The sequence below is a fragment of the Vicinamibacterales bacterium genome (genome assembly GCA_036504215.1).
Lineage (GTDB): Bacteria > Acidobacteriota > Vicinamibacteria > Vicinamibacterales > Fen-181 > FEN-299.
Genome location: DASXVO010000021.1, coordinates 168,960 through 190,523 on the forward strand (window position 1 = coordinate 168,960; position 21,564 = coordinate 190,523).

Genomic DNA, 21,564 nt, shown 5'->3' on the forward strand with positions numbered 1-21,564 from the left:
GTCGGGACGATTCGCGAATCGCCCCTACGTCGACAGTCCCAACTGCCTCAGCGTGTCCTTCAGCGCCGCTGCGCTCGCGGCCAACTGCCGGCGTTCGTCGGCGGCCAGCACGATGGGCAGCACCTCGCGAATCCCTTCGCGCCCGACCACCGCGGGCAGGCTCAGGCACACATCGCTGACGTCGCCGAAATGCTCGATGTAGGTCGACACCGTCAGCACGCTCCTCTCATCGTCGAGTATCGCCTCGATGATGCGGGCGACGGAGAGCGACACGGCATAGAACGTCGCGCCCTTGCGCTGGATGACCTCTTTGCCGGCTGCGACGACCGCGCGGTAGATGCGCTCGCGGGCGGCGGCGTCGAGCGGAACACCGCCGGGAGGCGCGTAGCGTGTGACGGGGACCTGCCCAAGGCTGGCCATGCTCCACAGCGGCACCGAGGAGTCGCCGTGCTCTCCGATGACAAAGGCATGGATATTCCGGGGATCGATGCCGAACTCCTGCCCGAGCATGTAGCGGAAGCGAGAGGAATCGAGCGACGTGCCCGATCCGATGATCTTGGTTGGCGGCGCCGGCAGCCGCTTGACGGTCAAATACGTCAACACATCCATCGGATTGGACACGACGATGACGACGGCACCTCGGTAGTGGGGTGCGATGCCGGCGAGAACATCTTCCATGATCGCGGCATTGCCGCGCGCCAGGTCGAGACGCGACTCTCCCGGCTTCCGGCCGCGACCCGCCGTCAGCACGATGACGTCGGCATCCGAGACGCCGTCGTAGTGCTCGGCACGAATGTCCACGTTGTCGAGGTACGAGGCGCCGTGTGCGAGGTCGAGCGCCTCTCCGAGCGCCTTCTCGTGGTTGACGTCGATGAGGCTGACGCTACTGGCCGCGTCGTGCAGCAACAGCGTGTAGGCGAGCGTCGCGCCGACGTTTCCGGCACCGATGATGGCAACCTTCATGACGCCTCCGGTCGAAACACACTGTATTCCAGAGGTGCTCTGCGGGACGAGCAGGGCGGCTCGGGACTCCCCTGCATCGTGTTCATCGCCAATCGGTCTGTTGCGCCATCAGCCGCTCGAGCTGGATGCGATGTCGCATCGGGTGGACGACTGCGTGTTCCAGCATCTGCTCGATGTTGTAGTCCTCGCCCCAGCGCGACTTGTAGATCGCCGGTGAGAGCTCGTCGTCGGTGAGCACGGCAAGATGCCGGCGCCAGGCGGTGAGGACCTCATCGACGAACGCTCCTCCCTTGCGCGCGATGCTGAGCGGGTCGGTGTCGGTATCGACATCTGTGACCGGCCGACCGACGCACTGACCAATCCACGAGAGGTAGTTGCGCGCCGCGCGGAAGATGTGGCCGCCCAGGTGGTCGGGCGACGCGTACGACGGGTCGTCGGTCTTCGGCAGCGCCGCACCCGATGTGCGGAATGCTTCCCATGTCACATGGAACCGCCTCAGTTCGATTTCGTGAAGTTCTACGCAGCTCCGGACGGCGTTGCTCTTGAACATCGCGCCTCCTTGCGATTCTGCCAAACGTGTGCGGGGCGGTTCACGAACCACCCCTACTGTTCGTCCGAATATACTCGCGAATGCGGCGCCGTTCCTCGTCGTCACGAATCGGGCGGTCGTGGTACCCAGGCTGCCACACCATCGTGCCTGGCGTGCCGCGCATCAGATTGATCTGTTTCGTCGATACGGTCTTGAACGCGCCGACCAATCGACCAATGGGTCTGCGGTCACAGTGGAACCCGGTCTGCGAGCCGCCCAACACCAGTATGCCGTGAACGTGGTCCGGCACGACGCACCATTCGTCCAGCGTCACGTACGGGTGTTGGTCAGCCAGCCACCGCGATGTGCCGGGCACCACCTGGCCAAATTGTCCAGCCGCATCCGACTTTCGCACGCCGTGCCGGATCGATCCCTTTCGTGAACCGCCCCGACACGTTCAGCGGTGCAGACCGCAACATGACATGCGCCTCAGCCGGGAATTGTGGCGTGCGACGCGGGCAGGCCAACGACCTCCATCCCTTACCGATCTCGTCGCGGGTTTTCGTGCCTTGTATGCGGCTGAGACGGCCGTCGCCCGGCTGGTTTGGACGCATGTGCTCAGAGGTTGAGGAATTCGGAGCAGTAGACCGCGTCGGAGACGAGGCGGCGCACCGGCGCGGGCGGACCCTCACCAGGCATCGGTGTTGCTGACTGGAGTTGTCGAGGGTATGACTATGATGATCCGCAAGCAGATGACGGCAGTGTCGTGCGCTGCTGTCCTGGCCGTAACGCTCACCGGCTGCAGTGGCAAGGGTCCCGACTCCCCGGCGGCCCCAACATCCACGTTGCCGACGCTGCAGACTCCAAGTCCGACGCCCAACCCACCACCGAACCCGTCGCCAACACCGACACCTACGCCTGGCCCAACCCCGACGCCCAACCCACCGCCGAACCCGTCGCCGACACCGACACCCACGCCCAGCCCAACCCCGACGCCCAACCCACCACCGAACCCGACGCCGACACCGACACCCACGCCCGTACCGCCGGGCCCCTCAGCGACTGTCTCGGGCACCGTGGCGACCGGCGGCTTCGTCTTCGGAAGCTGCCCCAACCTCAAGTTCTACATCGTCGAACAGGGCACGGGTGCGGCGATCGTGATCTTCACGAACGCCGGCACACAATTCATCAATGGGGCCTGCGCAGGCATCTCTGGCGCGCTCCAGGTGCAAGTCACGGGGATCCGGCAGGCTGACGGCAGCATCGTCGCGTCGGCAGTCCAGAGCCAGGACCACATCGGAGGCTGATCGGCAAGCAGGCCGCCCGACCATTCCAGCCTGGTCGGCGTGCATGAGGGCGGAGACCCCAGAGCCCGGACGGGTTGTGCGGCCTCCGCTCGTCGCACCTCGCTCGTCGCTCTCCGCCAGTCGCATCGTGTGCGCCTGTTCGTCTGCCCGCCTGGCCACGGGATCGAGTCGCCGCCTGCCCCCCGCCATCGGCGTGGCGGAGCGCCGGGACGCGCCTCTGAAGACGCTGGCAAGACCGTGCCTCGAAGCCGTGGCGGACACTACCTGATGCGTGTGGAAGAGGGCGGCAATCGCGACGATTCGTTCATCGACCTCAGCCCTATCTTCACTGCCAGGTGCGACGTCGTCAGTCCGGCCCCACCTGCACCATCGCCTGCGTGTCCGCTGGCGGTCCCACCTGCCGACGAGGGCCGCGTGGCCGATGGGGTCCCCGAAGGTGCTATCCCCGGATTTACCTCACGCGTAATTCCTTTCGGGGCGCGAACGCCCCGACTCGGCAGGAGGAGGTGGCACCCAAACGCGAAACGGACCTTACGGTTCGCGTGACGCGGTCGGTCCGATTTGGCGCACCGCCGAATCGATCCTCGAAAACACTGGCACAAACACGCGTGTTCTGAGCAGGCCCCCTTGCGCCAGGCTGGCAGCCCTTGTGCGTCCGGGTGGCATCGCACACACCCGTCCGGGCACCCGGACACACAGATGAGGGAGAGAACAGCCATGAGCATCTACCTGCCAGAGGACGCGTCGAAGGCGCGTATCCGCGATGCCGAGAACGCCAGGAAGAATCGTGCCGAGATCGTCCGAGCGCAGTCATGGGGCCAGGTGACGCGCCGCGATCTCGTCAAGTGGGGTCTGTTCACAACCGCCGGGCTGTTGGCACCGATCGGCGGGCTCAACCCGTTCGTCGGCAGCGCCCGCGCCGACGGCGGCGGCAGCAGCATTCCAACCGGGGCACCGCGCAGTCCGCTGTACGGAGTGCAGCCGTTCACGCAGGTGATGCCGCGCTTCGACGTCCTGCCGCGCAACCCCGTGTCGTCTCTGGATCCCGTCCCTTCGGCCATGGCCAATCAGACGATGCAGCCGGTGCCGGGGGAGCTCGGCGGAGGCTACGGTCCCATTGAAGGGCGTCCTCCGGGAGATGTCTGGGCGCACCAGCGATTCGAGCAGTTTCCACCGGCCGTGTGCGTCCAGGCCATGCAGGCCGGCGCTCGGGCCAACCTCACGTACAATCCCGGCGTCCCGTCCAGCCTGAATTCCGGCATGGCGGCGAATCAGTCGCTCCCGGTGAAATTCCACCCGAACTGGCCGACGCAGAACGAGAACTCGGTCTGGACCTTCAACGGCACGATTCCGCCGAAGCTCGTGCAAGGCCGCTACGCCGAGCCGATCCTCTTCCGCCACTACAACCGGCTGCCCGCCGATGTCACGAAGAACAACGGCTTCGGCCGACACACGATCTCGACCCACGAACACAACGGCCACCACGGAGCCGAGAACGACGGCTTCACCGGCGCCTACTTCTTCCCTGGCCAGTTCTACGACTACCACTGGCCGATCGTCCTGGCGGGCCACTTCAGCATGAACACCGCGGCCACCGATCGGATGGCCAGCACGCCCGACGGAAGCGGCGGGCTGATCCGGATCCCGGGCGACTGGCACGAGACGATGAGCACCCACTGGTTCCACGATCACATGTTCAGCTTCACCTCGCAGAACGTGTACAAGGGCAACGCGGCGATGTTCAACATCTACAGCGGCCTGGATCGCGGCAACGAGGCGATCGACGACGGCGTGAACCTGCGGCTTCCGAGCGGCACGGCGAAGGACTGGGGCAACCTGGACTACGACGTGAACCTCATGCTGGCCGACAAGGCGTTCGACCAGTCGGGACAGCTGTATTTCGACATCTTCAACTTCGACGGGTTCCTGGGCGATGTCATGACCGTGAACCTCGCCTATCGCCCGTACTTCGAGGTGGAACGCCGGAAGTACCGCTTCCGGATCCTGAATGCGAGCGTCTCGCGCTTCTTCAAGGTGGCGCTTGCCAACGCCTCCGGGACCGCGCAGCCGATCGTCCAGATCGCCAACGACGGCAACCTGCTGCCGTCGCCGGTCACGCTCACCTCGCTCGACGAGCAGGGCATTGCCGAGCGCTACGACATCGTCATCGACTTCTCGAAGTACAACATCGGGGACAAGCTCCACCTGGTGAACCTCTGCGAGCACCAGGACGGCAAGAAGCCGGCGAACGATCTGTCGATGTCAAATGCGCTTTCGGGTAAGTCGGCGGACCCGTGCGTCGGTCGGTTCCTGGAGTTCCGCATCGTGCGCAATCCCGCCAATCCCGACCTGAGCCGTGTTCCGAGCACGATGATTCCGAACCCGGATCTCTCGAGGATCCCCGTCGCGCGGGTGCGTAACTTCGTGTTTGGTGACGGGGCGTCGCAACCCAGCACCTCGGACCCGATCGCGGCGTTCATCGGCCCATGGGGCATTGCCACGGATGGCGGGAAGGTGTTGGCCGCGGACTACAACCGGATCTCCGCCGCTCCGCAGTACGGCACGCGTGAAATCTGGAACCTGATCAACGGCGGCGGTGGTTGGGACCACCCGATACACATCCACTTCGAGGAGGGTCAGATCCTGGCTCGCAACGGCAGCCTGAGCAACGTGCCGGCCTGGGAACGCGGTCGGAAGGACGTGTACAGGCTCCGCCCAAGTGGGAGCGTCACGCTCACCATGCAGTTCCGGGACTGGGGCGGCATGTACATGGAGCACTGCCACAATACCGTGCACGAGGACAACGCGATGCTGCTGCGCTGGGAGGTCGATCAGTACGGATCGACGACCCTGCAGCCGCTGCCGACGCCGTGTCCGACGCCGCAAGGTGTGTTCTGGGAATCACCGGAGGGCCTGCCCGCCAAGTAGGCGAATCCACGTGAGACCGCGGTCGAACCGGCGGGCTGGCAGCGGACAGTTCGCCGGTTTGCGTTTCACCGGCGCTCTTCGACGTTCGTGGATTCAGTACGCGGCGTAGCCGTCGCGAGGAGGTCCCACCATGCGGTCGATGTTCTGGTTGCGAATCGCCCCGGTGCTCGTGGTCGCGTGCGCCGTCGTGGCCGCGGTTGCGTTCGAATCCGTGCCTGCCGCCGCCGACAATTCCCATTGGGGCGCGAACTACTTCCCCAACGTCACGCTCACGACGCACGAGGGCCGGCAGGTGCACTTCTACGACGACCTCGTCAGGGGCAAGATCGTCGCGATCGATCTCATCTATACGACCTGCAAGTACGCGTGCCCGCTCGAGACCGCGCGGCTCGCGCAGGTGCAGACGCTGCTCGGCGATCGCATGGGGCGGGACGTGTTCTTCTACTCCATCACGATCGACCCGGACCATGACACGCCTCCAGTCCTGAAGGCCTACGCCGAGAAGTACCATGCCGGACCCGGCTGGCTGTTCCTCACGGGGAAGGCGTCGGACATCGAGCTGATCAGCAGGAAGCTCGGGCTGTACACCGAGCCTAATCCCGCCAACAAGGACGGTCACACGCCCAGCCTGCTCGTCGGCAACGAGACAACCGGCCAGTGGATGCGAAACTCCGCGCTCGACAATCCGAAGTTCCTGGCGAGGACGATTGGCGACTGGTTGAACAGCTGGAAGACGTCGAAGCCGGGCGTCAGCTACGCGGAGGCGCCGAAGCTGACGCTCGACAACGGCCAGTACGCCTTCTCCACCCACTGCGCGCCGTGCCACTCGATCGGCGGAGGAGTGAAGATCGGACCGGACCTCGCCGGCGTCACGGGCATTCGCGACCGCGCGTGGCTCTCGCGGTTCATCGTCGCGCCGGCCACGATGCTGGCCGAGCGCGACCCTCTCGCGGTGTCCCTGTACGAGAAGTACAAGCCGGTGCAGATGCCAAACCTGGATCTGAAACAGGAGGACGCGGCCGACATCCTGATGTACCTCGAGAAGCAGGGATCGGCGATCCGAGGTACTGCAGCTCAGGGCGCGATTGCCGCTGTGCCGCTTCCGGCGGGCACAGATCTCCAGCCCATCGTCGCCCCCTATCTTCACGTGCAACAGGAATTGAGCAGCGATGTGCTCGTCAGTGTCAGCGAGAACGCCCGGGTGATCGCGTCCGAGGCTGGGCGCTTCGGACCCGGCGGGGAGCCGATTCGACTGGCGGCCGAGAGCCTCGAGCACGCCGTCGATCTCGTTACCGCACGAGCGGCGTTCGGACACCTTGGCGACGCACTGATGACGTCAGCGCGAGCGTCGAACGTCCGTCTGGTTGGACCCGATGTGCGCGTCGCGTACTGCCCGATGGCGAAGAAGTACTGGCTGCAGATTGGCGAGGAGATCCGGAATCCGTTCTACGGCAAGTCGATGCTCGACTGCGGCCGCATTGTCGCGGAGTTGCCTGAGCTGCGCTAGCCTGTCGCGACTGTACGCGGAGCCCGCAGAGGACGCACAGCAGCAGCCACGTATCCGCCCGGTGAAGACGGCCCGGCTGCCGGACGGCAGCCGCACGGTGCCTGAGGAGACCGCAACCGCGGTCTCCCCTTTCTCACCTGTCACTTCTCGCTTCTTCTCTCGGCATCCCTTCGGGGACCTGCTACTGCAGGAACGGCTTGACCGGCGGCAGCCCCTTTGCCGATCGGCCGAGCGCGCCGACCACCGGCAGGAACAGATATTCGTCCTTCGCCTTGCCATCCGGACGCCTGGCGACCTTCACGTTGTCTCCGACGTGGCCGTTGGTGACCCTGAGCGACGGGTGGTCGAACGGCGCCGACTCGTTGACCACCCGCGAATCGGTGAGAGTCTTCAGGAACGCGACCAACGCTGCCCGATCCTCGACCGTCATGCCGATGAACTCGATGTCAGGATCGGCGTTGGACGGGTTGCTGGCGAATCCGCTGGTGTCAGCGAAGAAAGGACCCTGCCGGTCGCCGCCACGGTTGTAGAACGCGACGACCTGCTCGAGCGTGGCCTGCCCGCCATTGTGAAAGTACGGCCCCGTCAGTTCGACGTTCCGAAGCGTGGGGACCTTCACCGCACCGTCAATCGCGCTGCGAAACGTCGAATCCACCAACCCCGGCTCGACGAAGCTGTCGCACGCCACGGTAAAGGGGTCTGGCCCCACCCGGAACGAATTCGCCAGGTTCGAGCAGTCCAGCGTCGTCCCGGCGTTCGCAAGCGCGGCCTTGAACTCCATCGCGAGCGACAAGGAATTGCCGAACGGATCCTGCGCACCAATTCCGAGGTCGCGTGAGGTCGGCGTGACGCCGATGTTGTAGAAGCCTGAGTCGTAGAGCGCGATCGAGAAATCGCCCATCGTCATCCGCTCGACCAGGCCACCGATCTGCGCAAGGTCGAGCATGTGAGTTCCGGCACCTGTGAACTCCGGGCCTTTGTGGCAGCGGCTGCACCTGCCGTCCGGCGCAAACGCCCGCGTGGCGTCGATACCATCGCCCTCGAAGATGGCCAGGCCGTGGAGTTCCTGATCGGTCAGGCCGCACGGTGCCGTGACGGTTGTGATGCTCCCGGTCGTGGTTGTCGTGTTCGTGCACGCCGACAGGTCGAGCGGCGTAAAGGTCGCTTGGGCCGCGGCAATCGCCTGCCGGACCAGCGGGTTTTCGACGAAGTCATCCCACCGGGTGCGATCCGGGATCAGCGTCTTCTCGTATTCCTGGACCGCGAGGCCGAAGAACAGCGAGAAGTTCGCCTCCATCAGCGTATAGGTGGTGGTCGTCGGGTTCGCAGGATCTAGCGTCACGTTCTGCGCCGATTTCCAGAATGCCGGTTTGAACGCCAACTTGACGTAGTCTGCGTAGATCCTCACCAAACCCCGGCTCGAGGCGTGCCGGAACGGCCCGAGCACGCTGTCGGTCGCATCAACCGTCTGATTGACCAGCGGTCGCATCGGCAGCACCTTGTGACCGATCTCCGCGAAGTTGCGCCCGCCGCACGACATCTCGAAGTCGCTTCCGGGCGGCCCGACCGCCTGCGACGCCAGCGACGAGTTGGAGAGGTCCACTGGAACCATGGCCAGCGCGCCGTCGGCCTGCACCTTCCAGACGCCCGCCGACTGGTCCCGTCGCCCGAACGGGTTGACGCCGTTGAACCGGTTGTTGGCGCGGCCGTCCCAGAAGTTCCGGAAATTGAACGCGGCGCCGATGACGGTCGGTGTATTCCGCGGCTCGACCCGGCGGGTCTGGACGCCACCGACCATGAAGTTCGGATCGGCAACCGCGATGCAGCGGTCGAGCGGGCGACGCGGCCTGTCTGTCACGAAGTGGGTCGCGAACACACCTTGAGAGGACACGACGTCGCTGCTGTCGAAGGTCACCGTCGAATCGCGGAGATCGGGGTCGGACAGCCGGTGGAACGGAAAGTCCGCCGCCGTCAGGGTGTAGTTCGGTCCGCCTTTCGCGCCAGACCCGGTAGGGCTCGACGGGTTGAACTGTCCGGGTGGCACGCCCCGGAGGTCCGGGTCGAGTGAGTTCTTCACTCGGTTGTCGGCGCCCGCGTGGAAATGGCAACTGGCGCATGCGATGCGATCGCTGCCGATTGCTTCTTCCCAGAAGAACGCCTTGCCGAGGACGATCGCCGCCTGCTCGTTCGCGATGTAGTCCGCGAGGAAGTCACCACCGGTACCGCCGTCCCGAGGCTGCGCCACGTGGATCGCCCGCATCGAACCGAGGCCGCCATTCACGAGAGACGGAGGCGGACCGAGCTCGAATTGCCGGCCTGGCCCCTGCGCCCTGACGTGTGGGTTCGGCATGGACAGCACGATCGCAATGACGACGCCGAACACGACGGCCGAGAGCATCACGACGGTCCTGAGTACCCCGATTCGCAGGACTCCTGCTCGATGCCCGGGTATCCTCGACATTCTGGTCTGCATGGTGCTCTGCCCTGCCTTCCTGCCGGCCCTGAGCCGGGTCGAACGGTGCCAATCGCCAGCGCGCCGGGTTGAAGCCACCGATGATCCCGAACGCCTGCCAGCCGCCGCATCAACCGCGGTCGCGGCGGCGTTCAGGGATGATGCGCGTCATCGAAACGTCAAGATGGGCGACGTCGCCGTGCCGCCGAAGCTGGATGTGACCGTCACGGATGCCGGCGGGCTGAACCCGATTACGGTGATCGTCGGAACTCCGTTCACCATGAACCAGGCACTCGATGAAACCGTCTTCCCCGACGCGGCGTCGAAGAAGGACAGCGTGAGGATCGGTGATACCAGCGCACCGGTCTTCGCGTTGATCCTGATCGGAGCGCTCGTCGTCGCGGTCACGTCGAGACGCGACTTCGCGAACCGATAGACCACCGTCGTGATCGTCACGATGTCGGGCGGCGGATTGACGGTGACGCTGGTCGTCGCCGTCGCACTCCCGCCTGAGTTGGTGGCCGTCACCTGGAAGCCGAGCGAGATTGACGCGGCGCCCAGCGTCAGCACTGGTGCCTGGAACGTCGGAGCTCTCGAGGTCGCGCTCGACAAGGTGACCGACGGCGATCCCGACATCTGCGTCCACTTGTAGGTCACGCCGGGAGACGAACTGGTTGCGGTGAGCGTAACGGTCGCGCCCGCGGCCGCTGGATTAGGTGCCGAGGCGGCGGTGACGGTCGGTGCCGCCAACGGACTGACGGCCACCGACACAGAGGCCGTCGTCGTCCCTGCCACGTTGGTGACCGCGACGTTGAACGACAGCGTCGTCTGCTGCGTGACCGACGGCGCGACGAAGGTCACCACCGCCGGGTTCGCCGTCGGCGCGAGGGTGACGGGCGCGGTTCCATTCGGCGTTCCCGATTCGGACCAGGCAAAACTGAGCGCGGCCGGCGTGTTTGGATCGCTGCTGCCGCTGGCATCGAGCGTCACCACGTCGCCGGAGTTCGCCGCCGTCGGCGACGCAAACGCCGTCGCGACCGGCAACTGCACTTGCCCGCTGGGACCGCAGATCACGGGTGAAGGCGCCGGCGAGCCCGGCCACGGCGACAACTGGCCGACGATGCCGAGCGAGGTCGGGGGACTGGCCGGCACCGCGCCGAAGTAAGGCCCCGACCCGTTGGCGAGAAATGGGAAGTCCACCAGGTTCATCGGCACTGGAGGATTCCCCACGCCCAGGTTCTCCGGAAAGATGAACTGGAAGATCGGCGCGTTGTACTGGCCCGTCTCGAGCCCCATCCCGTTGATAATCTGGGTGACCTTCCTCGGCGCAAATCCGCGGCCGTCGCCCATCGTGGCGCGGAGGTTGCGGGCGGGTGGCAGGAACAACCCGCCGGTCGGCCGGAAACGCCAGCGACCTTTCACCGCGCCGGTCGGCGGACCGATGTCCACCGCCACACCGCTCACCCACAGACGATCGGTTGTGGCCCCGGTGCACGGGTCCACGTCGATCGCGTAGATGTTGACGGTCGAGCGGCCACTGGCGCCATAAGGATCGGTCGTGAACCCCTCGACCCGCGTGCGCAGCGTCGCCTCCTGCGGAAACCCGGACGTGTTGAGTCCACCGGTGCCCATCAACATCACGTCGATTCCCACGTAGACCGGCGAGGTGTTGGAGGTGGTGAAGAAGCCGAGGTTCGCGATGACCGTGTTCGCCGAAACGTACGTGTCGTTGGGGCCGAGCGGCGCCGAGGGACTGTTCGCACTGGGTGGATACGGCCCAACAGTCGGGAACCCGCTCACCGACGGGTCCGCGGCCAGCGTCCCCGAGTAGTTGACGTAGTCGCCAATTTCGAAGGGTGCCGGCAGTCGCGGGTCCGGCAGGACGCCAGGCGCCGGCGGCGGGTACGTCAGGATGCTCACGAACTGGTTGTTCACATCGCGCGGGCGGTTCCCCTGCGGACACGCCGCGTCGTCCGCCGCTGCCGGATCGGTGCGCGGGATGCACAGCGGAAAGCCGGTCTGCGCACGAACCGTCGGGTTGTCCTCGTCGATCGTGAATCGCCGGTCCGGTGAATCGCCCTTGCTGAACTTCGCGAGCGGGTCGTTGATCCGCACGCGCGCCCCGGAATTCCGATCGTTCAACGTCCCGCCGATCCGCAGCTCGCCCTTCGCGTAGTCGATGTAGTTGATGAAGCCCTGGCCCACGTTGAGCGACTGTTGCGCGAGAAAGATCAGGCCGGCGATGTACTGGTCGCCAACCCGGTTGCCCTGCACGCGGACCTCGTAGGTGGCGAGCGGCGGCGGGCTGTCGGTCAGCGCCAGGCCCGACTGGCCGTTGCGATTCGGGCCAAGCGGTATTCCGTACGGCGACGGTGCCAGCGCGAAGACCTCCTGCCAGGTGAGAGCACTCGCCGGCATCTGGAGGATCGTGTGCGTCGGAACCGTAACGACGTGGCCGTTGATCGTCATCGAACCGCCGGAGAAGACGTCGGCCGGGTTGTCCAGCGTCGCCTTCTGGATGAAGCCCACCATGTCGAACGGCGAGACGAGTTGCAGCGGCGGTTGCGGCGGCGGTGGGGCTTGACCGATCAGGCGTGTCGTCGTCACCAACGTGGCGGCGACGGTCACCGTGAGCCATGTCGCGCGAAGCAAGTGACGGGGCGGTCGCAGGCCAGACAGCATGTGCGGACTCCTTCATTCCCTCGCGCCTCGGCCACCGTGGCGCGACCTCAGCCGTTCGTCACACAGACCACCACCCGTGCGACCCGCTGCGAGAGTGCGCACAACAGCCGAGTCGGAAGGCGAGAGCCGCCCGGCGAACTGGCTCTTATCCAACGAGTCAGTACGCACCGGACGGCTCATCGATGAGCGTGTCGTCGGGAGCTGGAACACGCTGCTGTGGGGTGTGTGCCGGGGAAATTCGAGCACGATCCCTGCCCAGGATGACCGCGTCGATGAATTGTCGGTTGGATCAGGGATTACTGCCGATGGGAGAAGGTTTTAGAGCGGACGAGCGACATCCGGTGAAATTGGACGTGCCGCAGGCAGGGGTACGAAACGCGTAAGTCGTCTTTCGACTCGCGTTCGGGCACACACCCCCGGAGAAGAAGAGGCCTGCGGCACGTCGCGGAAGTCTTGCCGGCCTCACTTGTATAGGGACTCGCGGGGCGTGTTGAAATATAGGGGGGAGATTCTGCTGGAACGCCGGGAGAACGAAAGCGGTCGAAGAGCAGAACACCTGCTCTTCGACCGCCACGGACTCCGACGTCTATCGAGTTACTGACGAATGGTGGTCAGCGCCGACGTCGCCGTGCCGTTCAAGTTCGACTTGACGGTCAGCGACGCAATCGGGCATGGCGTCTGGTAGCCGGCGAGGTTTCCGCAAGCCGGCCGAGGCGCCCCAACCAACGTCAGGATGTAGCCACCGCCGCCGTTGTTCGTGAACGTGTTCCCGAGGGTCGACGGGTCGAATACCGAGCCCGACGTCGTCACGTAGGGCTGCAGTTTCAGCACGACGTTCGTGCTGATCACCGACGAATTGGCCGTGATGTCCAGTCTCTGCTTCGAGGTCCTGTACACGGCCGTCGTGATGTTGAGCGCATCAGGCCGCGGGTTGATCGTCACCGTCGTCGAGTCGACGGCGGAAGCCACATTGGCCGCGTTGGTTGCCTGGGTATTGAGCGTAATCACCGCTGACGTCACCTGGCCGAGCGGCAGGGCCGGTGCAGTGAAGGTCAGCGTTGCGCCGGTTCCTGGCGGGTTCGCGCCCTGCGTCACCGTCAGGTTGAGCAGCGCGGGGGCACCGCTCTGCGTGGCCGAGAAGATGAGCGGCAGCAGCGCCGGCACGTTCGGATCGCTCCCGCTGAGGGCGATGTTCCCGCTCGGGCTGCCCGCGAGCATGGAGATCGGTGCCAGGTGATTGACGGTCGGCGCCTGAGCCGCATTGACCGTCACCGATGACGCGGACGACGCGGTGCCGCACGCATTCGACACGGTCATCGTGACAGCGACCGGCGAGACCGCCCCAACCGCCGAGAAGGTCGGGTTCTGCGCCGAACTCGTCGCCAGGCCGCTATCGACGAAGGTCCCGCTGGACGCCGTCCAGGCGAACGTCAGGGGTGCGGTTCCGCTGCTCGATCCAGTCAGGAGCACCTGCCCACCGAAGGCTACGGTGTACGGGCCACCAGCGCTGGCGGTCGGCGCCGCGCAAAGCGGCGTCGGAGCCGTCGCACTCGGCCAGGGGTCGAGCGGTCCCTTGATCAGGGTGCCGGCGGCCGACGTGTAACCGCCTTTGGCCAGGAAGTCGATCGTGTTGAAGTTGTTCTCCACGATGGGCGAGCCCGGGATGTTCTCCGGGAAGATGTAGTCCAGGATGGGCGCGTGATACTGGCCGTACACGATCCCGTTGGCTGCAGTCGGTGACGCCGCGGTAATCGGCGCGACGAAGCCGGCGGGTGGCACATTCAACGGGCCAGCGTCGATGACCGCCCTCATCTCGCGCGTCGGCGGAATGAACACGCCGGATGGCGGAGGTGTGCACTTCTTGTCGGTGGCGAGCGTCGCCGTGCATGGCGGACGGAAGCGCCACCGGCCCTTCACGGCGCCGTTCGGCGGGCCGGGATCCACGCCAATCGTCCCCCAATCACGATCCGAGGTGCTCCCATCAACGGGACTCAGGTCGATTCCGTAGAGATGGACGTTGCGCGTCGGGTCCGTGCTCATCCCTTCGAACCGCGTGCGAATGACCGCCTCGCCGGCACCGAGCACGGTGAGACCGCCGGTGCCGATGAGCGTCACGTCCGTCCGGATGTACGCTGGATTGGTGCCGGGCCACGTGAAGACGGCGAGGTTGGCCACAATGGTGTGCGCCGCGATGTACGTGCCGGCGGCACCGTTCAGGGGCCAGGGTCCCGCGGTCGGCGTTGCCGTGTCGTTGACCAGCGTCCCGGCGTAGGTGATGTAGTCACCGACTTCGAACGGCACCTGGAAGTATGGGCTCGGCATGGCCGTATTGGCGGGAATCAGCGCTGGGGCGTTGGTCGTGAAGTTGGTGGTCCCCACGGGCCGCATGGCTTGCGGGCAGGCCGCATCGTCGAGGACGGCCGGATTCGTGCGCGGGAAGCACATGGGGTAGCCGGTCCCGGCGGAAATCGTCGGGTTGTCCGGATCCACGGTGAACCGCACGTCGGGCGATATCGAGCGCCCGTACCGGCCCACCGGATCGTTCAGGCGCACACGAGTGCCGCTGCACAGCACGCCGCCGGCAGCCGGGCTCGCGTCGGCCACGCAATTGGCGTCCGGGAACAAGCCACCGACGCGCATCTCACCCTTCGCGTAGTCGATGTAGTTGATGTACCCCTGGCCCGAATTCAGACCCTGCTGCGAGACGTAGATCAACCCGGCGATATAGCGATCCCCGTTGGCGTCGATGACGCGGTTGCCCACGACGTGCACCTCGTAGGTCGTCATCGGCTGCGGAATGTCGGCGATCGCCATGCCCGTCGCGACGCCGGTATACGGCGCCGGAGCATGGGCGAACACCTCCGCCCAGGTCAGGGCGTTCGCCGGGAAGATCACGATGGTCTCCGACGGGACGATGACCGCGTGGCCGTTGACTTTCAGCGTGCCGCCTGCATGCGCGCCAATTCCTGCGCCGGTTCCAGCTCCGCCGAGTGTCGCCTCTTGCAGAAAGCCCGTCAGGTCGAACTGCGTCGAGGTCGGAATTGGGAACTGCGCCCGCAGGGGGCCTGACACGTACGACAGGCCGAGTCCCAGGAGCACAGCGACGAGTGTTGCCCACTTGAATCTCATGGTCCTTCTCCTTCGCAAACAGACAACCCAACGCGGGATCCGCGTGGAGGGTCACTGAACCGTTCCCGCTGTGCGCCAGACGGGGTTCGTGGGCCACCGACGCCCTTGGATGGCGCTACGCCGTGTCGACGACGCCCCTCTCCGCGTTGCGGCCACATCTGCGGCGGCGGAGAGGAACTCACCCGCATGTTGTCGGAAGCCACACGCCCGTTGTGCAGACGGCGTGCCGCGGGCGTTGTCGGGGGTCGATCGCGGACGCGGCGAGGGAGACGAACGAGATCGCCGTGAATTCCGGCGAATATGTCGGGAATCTGGAAAGCCGCGGCGCGCGCGTGGCTGTCCCGGGGTGCGCCGCGCGACGAGATCGGAAAGCGCAATTACGAAGAACCGTCAGGAGCGGCGAAAGAGGGCAGGGGGAAACGGCGCCCGCGGGGACAAGGACCCGCGGACTCTGGGGTTGAGGTGAAGTCAGTTCAGCTCGTGAAACAGGTACACGAGCGCTCTGTGCAGATCCAGCCGCGCCTTGCCGAGCGAACTCGGAACGCTCGCGCCCTGCTCGAGCACCTTCAGGGCGTTTGCTTCGGTCAATCCGGGCCGCCACTGCTGCAGCAGCGCGGCCGCGCCGGAGACCAATGCGGTCGAAAACGACGTGCCCCACACCGCGGCGTAGTGGTTGCCGGGATAGGCGGTGATCAGCGCCTCGCCGGGCGCGCTGAGGTCCACCCTGCCGTAGTTGGAGAACACGCTCCGTTGATCCGCCAGGGTCGTCGAGGCGACCGCGATCACGCCGGGCCAGGAAGCGGGATAGGTTGTCATCTGGGATCCGCCGTTCCCGACGGCGGCGACGAGCAGCGTGCGCTGGCTGGCCGCGTAGGTGATGGCGTCCAGCAGCGACTGGGAGGGGCCAGCCAGTGTGAAGCTCATGTTGATGACCGTGGCACCGTGATCCACCGCGTAGTAGATGGCGCTGACGAGGTCCGACATGGACGCGTTCCCATCGGCCCGAAAGGCCTTCAACGGCATGATGCTCGCCGTCGGCGCCACCAGATGCACGAGTCCCGCGACCATCGTGCCGTGCCCGAACGCCGCGGGAAGCTGAGCCGCATTGAGCATGTTCGACGTGGCTTGCTCGAGGATGGCCGCGGTGGATTGATTGAGGATGGCCACGCTGTTCGGCGCCGCGCCGGACAGTTGCTCGAGGATCGCGGCAGTCGATTGGGCGAGGTCGGCGAAATCCGTGGGAACGCCGCCGACGTCGTTCACAAAGTCGTAACCGGGAACGACCACGTCCGCGAGGGCTGGATGGCCAGGGTCGATGCCGGTATCGATGATCGCGACCACACCTCCCCCAGTGGCCAGTTGTTGGGCATCTGCGAGGCGAATCACACCGGCCGCCGGCTGACTCACGTATCCGCCGGGCATCTGGCGGCCGAAGTACGCGACCGGCGCCTGGCGGCTGAACGCCTCGAGGATCGCGGCCGTGGACTGCGCCAAGGCCGGTCCGGCCGACGTTGATTCCGCCAGCGCCAGACTCGTGTCGGTCTCGATGCTGACAGTCAGCGGATCGGCCGCCACGAGAGCCCTCAGGGCGCTGTCCTCCGCGGCCGACTGCGTGTTGGCGAGAACGAGACAGACTTCTTCCGGGCCCTGCTGGTGAACCAGGCGAACATCGATCAGACCGTACCGTCGACACAGCGTGTCGGCGTCGGCCGTGGTCCGCGCGCGGAGAATGAACTGTCCGGCACTTGCCGCGGTGCTGGCAGCCAACAGCAGTACCAGCGCCATCCATGGCGGAACGAACCGTCTCATGATCATCTCCATTCCAACGGCCTCAATCCGTCAGCGGCCTTGGGCTGCGCGGGACCCGCTTCGCGGCTCGCTTCCGCGACATGATCGGAGCCATCAGCGGATTCAGCGCGATCTCGATCCGGCGGGCGCCTTCCTCGACCGGTATGTGCAGTCGCATGCGTCCCGCCGGGATGTACTCGAGGTGAAACTCTCCGTGTTCGTTGCTCGAGGTCGCGGTCAGCACCTCCCGGCCCGACGTCAGGACGATGGGACGGCGCGCGACCGAGAGGGCGACGTCTGCGGGGCAGAGCAACTGGCCCACGAGCGCGATCTCCGGCTGCCCGGGCCGCTGTTCGAGGCGCAGGTCGACGTACACGTCTCCGGCTTCGTAGAGCGCCTGCCGGCTCGTCCGCTCGCTTCCGCGAATGCCGGCCGGGAGCGGGCGCAGCAGGCTGTCTTGCACGAGCCGGGCCATGATCCGTGACAGTCCCCACACGCGCTCGGGCCGAAAGCCCACGAACACGGCGCGCGCACGGCGAATGACATCCACCGGCGGCTCGACCGTCTCGTCGGCCCTCAATTGCGCCATGAGCGCCGCGAGGCGGACGATCATCGCTCGACAGACCTCGCAGCCTGCCATCAGGTGCCCCTCGATGGCCCCCTGGCGGCCTGGACCGCCCAAGCCGCGGAGGTAGTCGATCCCATCCGTCAGGTCGTAGTGCTTCATCGACGCCTCACACGCCACGGCGCGGGAACCGCGCCTCCAGCTCTGACAGTGAGGGGTGGCGATCCGGCCTCCTGATATAGGCCTCCCACTTCATGACGTCTCGTCTCCCTCACGCGGCAGCGGCATCGCCGATGAGCACGAAGGGTGCCCAGAAATACGGATGTGGGTACTCCGCCCGAAGTGACTGCATCGCAGCGGTCAGCGCCTGCGCCTTGTCAGGATGCTCTCGCAGCCGAGCGTAGAACGAGCCCATGAACGCCGCGGTACTCCGGTCGTTCACATCCCACAACGTCACGAGCAATGCCCGCGCACCCGCGTACAGGAGTCCGCGGACCAGACCGATGAGCTCGTCGCCTCCCACCACCGCGCTCAAACCGGTCCCACAGCCGCTCAGCGTGACCAGCTCGGCCGACAGGTGGAGTTGGTACAGGTCGAGGAGGCTGATTTCGCCACTGCCGAGTCGGACGGCGGAGAGCAGTGGGTTGTCCTGACGAAAGAGCCCATGGGTCGCCAGGTGGATATGGCGGGCGCCGGGACCCTGCTCACGCAGATGGTCGAAGGTGGCTTCGCTCCCGACGAGCACCGTCGGATTCGGCAGCACCTTGCTGACGGCGGCCACTTCGTCGAGGATGTGCGGGGCGCCCGGATCGGGCACGCCGAGCACCAGCGAACGAGGCTCCGACGACGCCCGGCGGGTGCGACACAGATAGTAGACCGTCGCACTCGGCGCGTACGACACCGATACGCGGTCCAGCAGGAACTGGCGCCCGTCGAACAGCGCGTGGAACGGCAGGTAGTGCAGGAACCGGTGGGGCACGATGACCAGGTGCCGAGCGCCGTCGACGAGCGAGAGCAGTGGCTGGAGGAGCGCCGTGTGGCACTCGTGGAGATGGTCCAGCGTCGCGGACAGCAGCGCCGGCGCGAACCGGGAGGCGTACCGCTCGCCGAACGTGAACTTCGACAGCTGGAACTGAACGAGACGCAGCAGCGTTCGCATGCGGCCCGAGTCGCAGAGCGGCCGGACCTCAATCCGATCGCGCGTCACCACACAGCCGAGGATGCGTCCGCGGGCTTCGAAATACTCGACGAGCGCTGTGTCGGACGGGATGGTGGCCCGGATCGCGTCGAGCGGCACGGCCTGTCCACCACCGAGCGCGTTCAGCTCGGCGTCCGCTTGCCCGACTTCCGCCTGCGCGCGTGCGAGCCTTGCCTCGCAGTCGCGGGCGCGCTGCCGCATGTCCGCCACACCGCCCTCCCGGGTGCCCGGCGCACCTTCCGTTTCGCGGGCCTCGATCTTCCGGTACCACCAGATCAGTTCCCGACGCTGCGCGGCAATCGCACCGGACGACGATTCGGCGATTGGCCCCGTCGCCGACGGGTCGAACGCCATCAGGTCGACAAGGCTGCGCGATTTCGCCTGCTCGATGTAGCGGAAGGCTACGCGAGAGCGGAACACCTCCGGCTCGCGCTGAAGGGCGAGCGACACGAGCCCTTCGTAGACGGCGCGCTTGTCCTCGAGAAACGCAACCTTCAACGGCTCACTGGCCAGCTGGCTGCGCAGCGTCTCGAGGCCGGCGTGTGCCTGGCGGAATGCCGCGTATGCGGCCTCGCCATCTCCGAGAGCTTCGTGGATCTCACCGAGCGCGTAATAGCCTTCGGCAGAGAGCGCGGTGGCTTCTCCGCGTTCGGCGCGCGCGATGGCGTGCTCGACGGTCGAGCGGGCATCGACCAGGGCCCCGGTCCTGGCGGCAATCCGGCCGAGCAGCAGTTCACAGAGCACGGCCTTTCCAGGCGGTCCCTTGTCGTGGAAATAGGCGAGCGCCGAACGACACAAGCGCCGGGCCGCACGCAGGTCCTCCTCGCGCAGGAACACCATGGCGCGGTACAAGTCGGTGATCATCAGCCAGTGCCGGTTCCGCTCGCGGCCGAACACCTCACGCGCCCGCCCGAACAACGCGAGGGCCCGTCGACCTTCGCCGGCGCGCGACGCAGCGGCTCCCATGTTCACCAGCGCCTTCCCCATCTCGTACCGCATGTGCAACGCACGAAATGCGCGCCACGCACTGGTCGCCAGGCGCTCCCCCTCGTCGTTCAGGTTGAGTTCGAGATAGATCTCGGACTGGTCGAGATCGCAAAGAGCCTGATGATACGGGTCACCAACCCGCCGGCAGTATGCGCGGGTGCCGCGGTACAGCTCGATCGCACGGGCGTATTCGCCGCGCAAGTAGTGCAGGTAGGCGATGTTGTAGTCTGTTTCCGCCGCCACGCGTGGCATCCCGTGCTGCTCGCACCAGGTACGGGCCCTGCGGCACGCGTCGAGCGCCTGCGGGAAGTCGTTGAGGCTGATCAAGCACACGGCCATGTTGCGGAGGACGATCCCAACGTCCTCCGGCGTGCCGTGCTCGGTCAGCACACGGTGCGCCCGGCGATAGCACGCCAGCGCCTCGTTGAACCGGTCCTGTCTGTAGAGCACGTTGCCGACATTGGAATCGAGCCGCCCCAGCCGAAGCGTATCGTCGAGTGCGGTGAACACGCCTCGTGCTTCGGCCGCCCACGCGTGGGCACGTTCGTAATCGCCGAGATAGATCAGCGTCTGGAGGGCGCCGCTCAGGGTGATCGCGCGCTCCAGCGCCGCTTCCGGCGAGACGAGCCGGTCGAGGGCCGCCCGGTAATTCGCCAGCGCGGCCCGATGCCGGCCCCGCATCGAGAGGATGTGGCCAGCCGTGCGCTGGCTTCTCGCCTGTTCCGATGCGTCTCCCAGGCGTCTGGCCACCAACCGGGTGGCGCACACCAGGCGGTCCGCCCTGGCAAGGTTGACGCGTGCGGCGCGCATGGTCGCGGTGTGCAGCCGTCGGACGAGATCGCTGTCCGAGGCCCTGGGCGCGTGGGCGAGCAGCGTCCGGCGGACGTCGTGGGCGGCCGCCCGGCCCAGCGCACGCACGAGAGCGTCCGGGCTCATCGTTCGACCGCCTTCTTGAGTTTGTCGAGACATCGCCCGCGGATGAATCCGATCGACCCGGTCGCGAGCCCCAGGCTGGCCGCCACCTCGGCGTATGGCCGCGGCGGATCCTCGAAGAACAGCATGTGGACCATTGCCTGGCACCGGGGCGGAAGGCTGGCAATGGCCTCACGCAGGTCCTGGGCCCGATCGAGGGCCGACCGGTCGTCATCTGTCACCACGTGCGGGTCACCGATCATCGAGACATCGACATCCGATCGTTCCACCTGCTCGCGGCGCACCGACTGTTTCCGCCACCGCAGGGCCGCGTGCATCGTCACGGTGATCAGCCAACCGCGCAGCGCCGCCGCCTGACGCAGGCGGCCGAGCTCCGAATAGAGCTCCAGACAGACTGACTGGAAGATGTCCGCCGCGTCATCCGGGGTCGCATGGTAGCGGAGCGCGATCGAGTAGATGAGGCGCTTGTACTTGTCCACCAGGGCATGCCAGGCCCGCTCGTCACCCACCAGGCAGGCCCGGACCAGCGCGTCGTCCGCCCACGCGGGCGTCGGCTCGTCGTTCATCGCGATCGGCAGCCTCAGTCCGGCGCCCAT

The 21,564-nt window shown here is 66.3% G+C and carries 12 protein-coding genes; 3 read left to right on the top strand and 9 right to left on the bottom strand.

Translation table 11 applies throughout. From position 1 onward, the window contains the following. Positions 1-24 precede the first annotated feature (24 nt). A complete protein-coding gene (locus tag VGK32_05405) occupies positions 25-963 on the bottom strand; it encodes an L-lactate dehydrogenase (GenBank protein HEY3381184.1) in 939 nt (312 codons plus the stop codon). An 82-nt stretch (positions 964-1,045) separates the two neighbouring features. Beyond that, positions 1,046-1,513 (bottom strand): hypothetical protein, encoded by a 468-nt coding sequence (locus tag VGK32_05410; GenBank protein ID HEY3381185.1) that lies wholly within the window; start codon positions 1,511-1,513, stop codon positions 1,046-1,048. Between the two features lie 1,055 nt (positions 1,514-2,568). Between VGK32_05410 and VGK32_05415 the strand changes: the two genes are divergently transcribed. The 3 genes from VGK32_05415 (at position 2,569) to VGK32_05425 (ending at position 7,234) form a co-directional block, all read left to right on the top strand. Beyond that, a complete protein-coding gene (locus VGK32_05415; protein ID HEY3381186.1) occupies positions 2,569-2,799 on the top strand; it encodes a hypothetical protein in 231 nt (76 codons plus the stop codon). A 717-nt stretch (positions 2,800-3,516) separates the two neighbouring features. Continuing rightward, a complete protein-coding gene (locus VGK32_05420) occupies positions 3,517-5,727 on the top strand; it encodes a multicopper oxidase domain-containing protein (protein HEY3381187.1) in 2,211 nt (736 codons plus the stop codon). A gap of 130 nt (positions 5,728-5,857) precedes the next feature. Beyond that, entirely contained in the window at positions 5,858-7,234 is a 1,377-nt protein-coding gene (locus tag VGK32_05425; protein ID HEY3381188.1) for an SCO family protein, read from the top strand. Between the two features lie 181 nt (positions 7,235-7,415). On the opposite strand, the gene VGK32_05430 is transcribed toward VGK32_05425, so the two are convergent. The 7 genes from VGK32_05430 to VGK32_05460 all read right to left on the bottom strand — a co-directional run bounded on the left by VGK32_05430 (position 7,416) and on the right by VGK32_05460 (position 21,564). After that, entirely contained in the window at positions 7,416-9,632 is a 2,217-nt protein-coding gene (locus tag VGK32_05430) for a cytochrome c peroxidase (GenBank protein ID HEY3381189.1), read from the bottom strand. Positions 9,633-9,854: 222 nt separating this feature from the next. Next, positions 9,855-12,368, bottom strand: a complete 2,514-nt coding sequence (locus tag VGK32_05435) for a hypothetical protein (GenBank protein ID HEY3381190.1) — start codon at positions 12,366-12,368, stop codon at positions 9,855-9,857. Positions 12,369-12,962: 594 nt separating this feature from the next. Further along, positions 12,963-15,497, bottom strand: a complete 2,535-nt coding sequence (locus VGK32_05440; protein HEY3381191.1) for a hypothetical protein — start codon at positions 15,495-15,497, stop codon at positions 12,963-12,965. Between the two features lie 468 nt (positions 15,498-15,965). After that, entirely contained in the window at positions 15,966-17,306 is a 1,341-nt protein-coding gene (locus VGK32_05445; GenBank protein HEY3381192.1) for a S8 family serine peptidase, read from the bottom strand. Between the two features lie 22 nt (positions 17,307-17,328). Beyond that, entirely contained in the window at positions 17,329-18,012 is a 684-nt protein-coding gene (locus VGK32_05450; GenBank protein ID HEY3381193.1) for a hypothetical protein, read from the bottom strand. Positions 18,013-18,121: 109 nt separating this feature from the next. Beyond that, the gene (locus VGK32_05455) at positions 18,122-20,971 is read right to left on the bottom strand and encodes a CHAT domain-containing tetratricopeptide repeat protein (GenBank protein ID HEY3381194.1); all 2,850 of its coding nucleotides are present in this window, start codon (positions 20,969-20,971) and stop codon (positions 18,122-18,124) included. Continuing rightward, a complete protein-coding gene (locus VGK32_05460; protein HEY3381195.1) occupies positions 20,968-21,564 on the bottom strand; it encodes a sigma-70 family RNA polymerase sigma factor in 597 nt (198 codons plus the stop codon). Before VGK32_05460 ends, VGK32_05455 begins: the two co-directional genes overlap by 4 nt.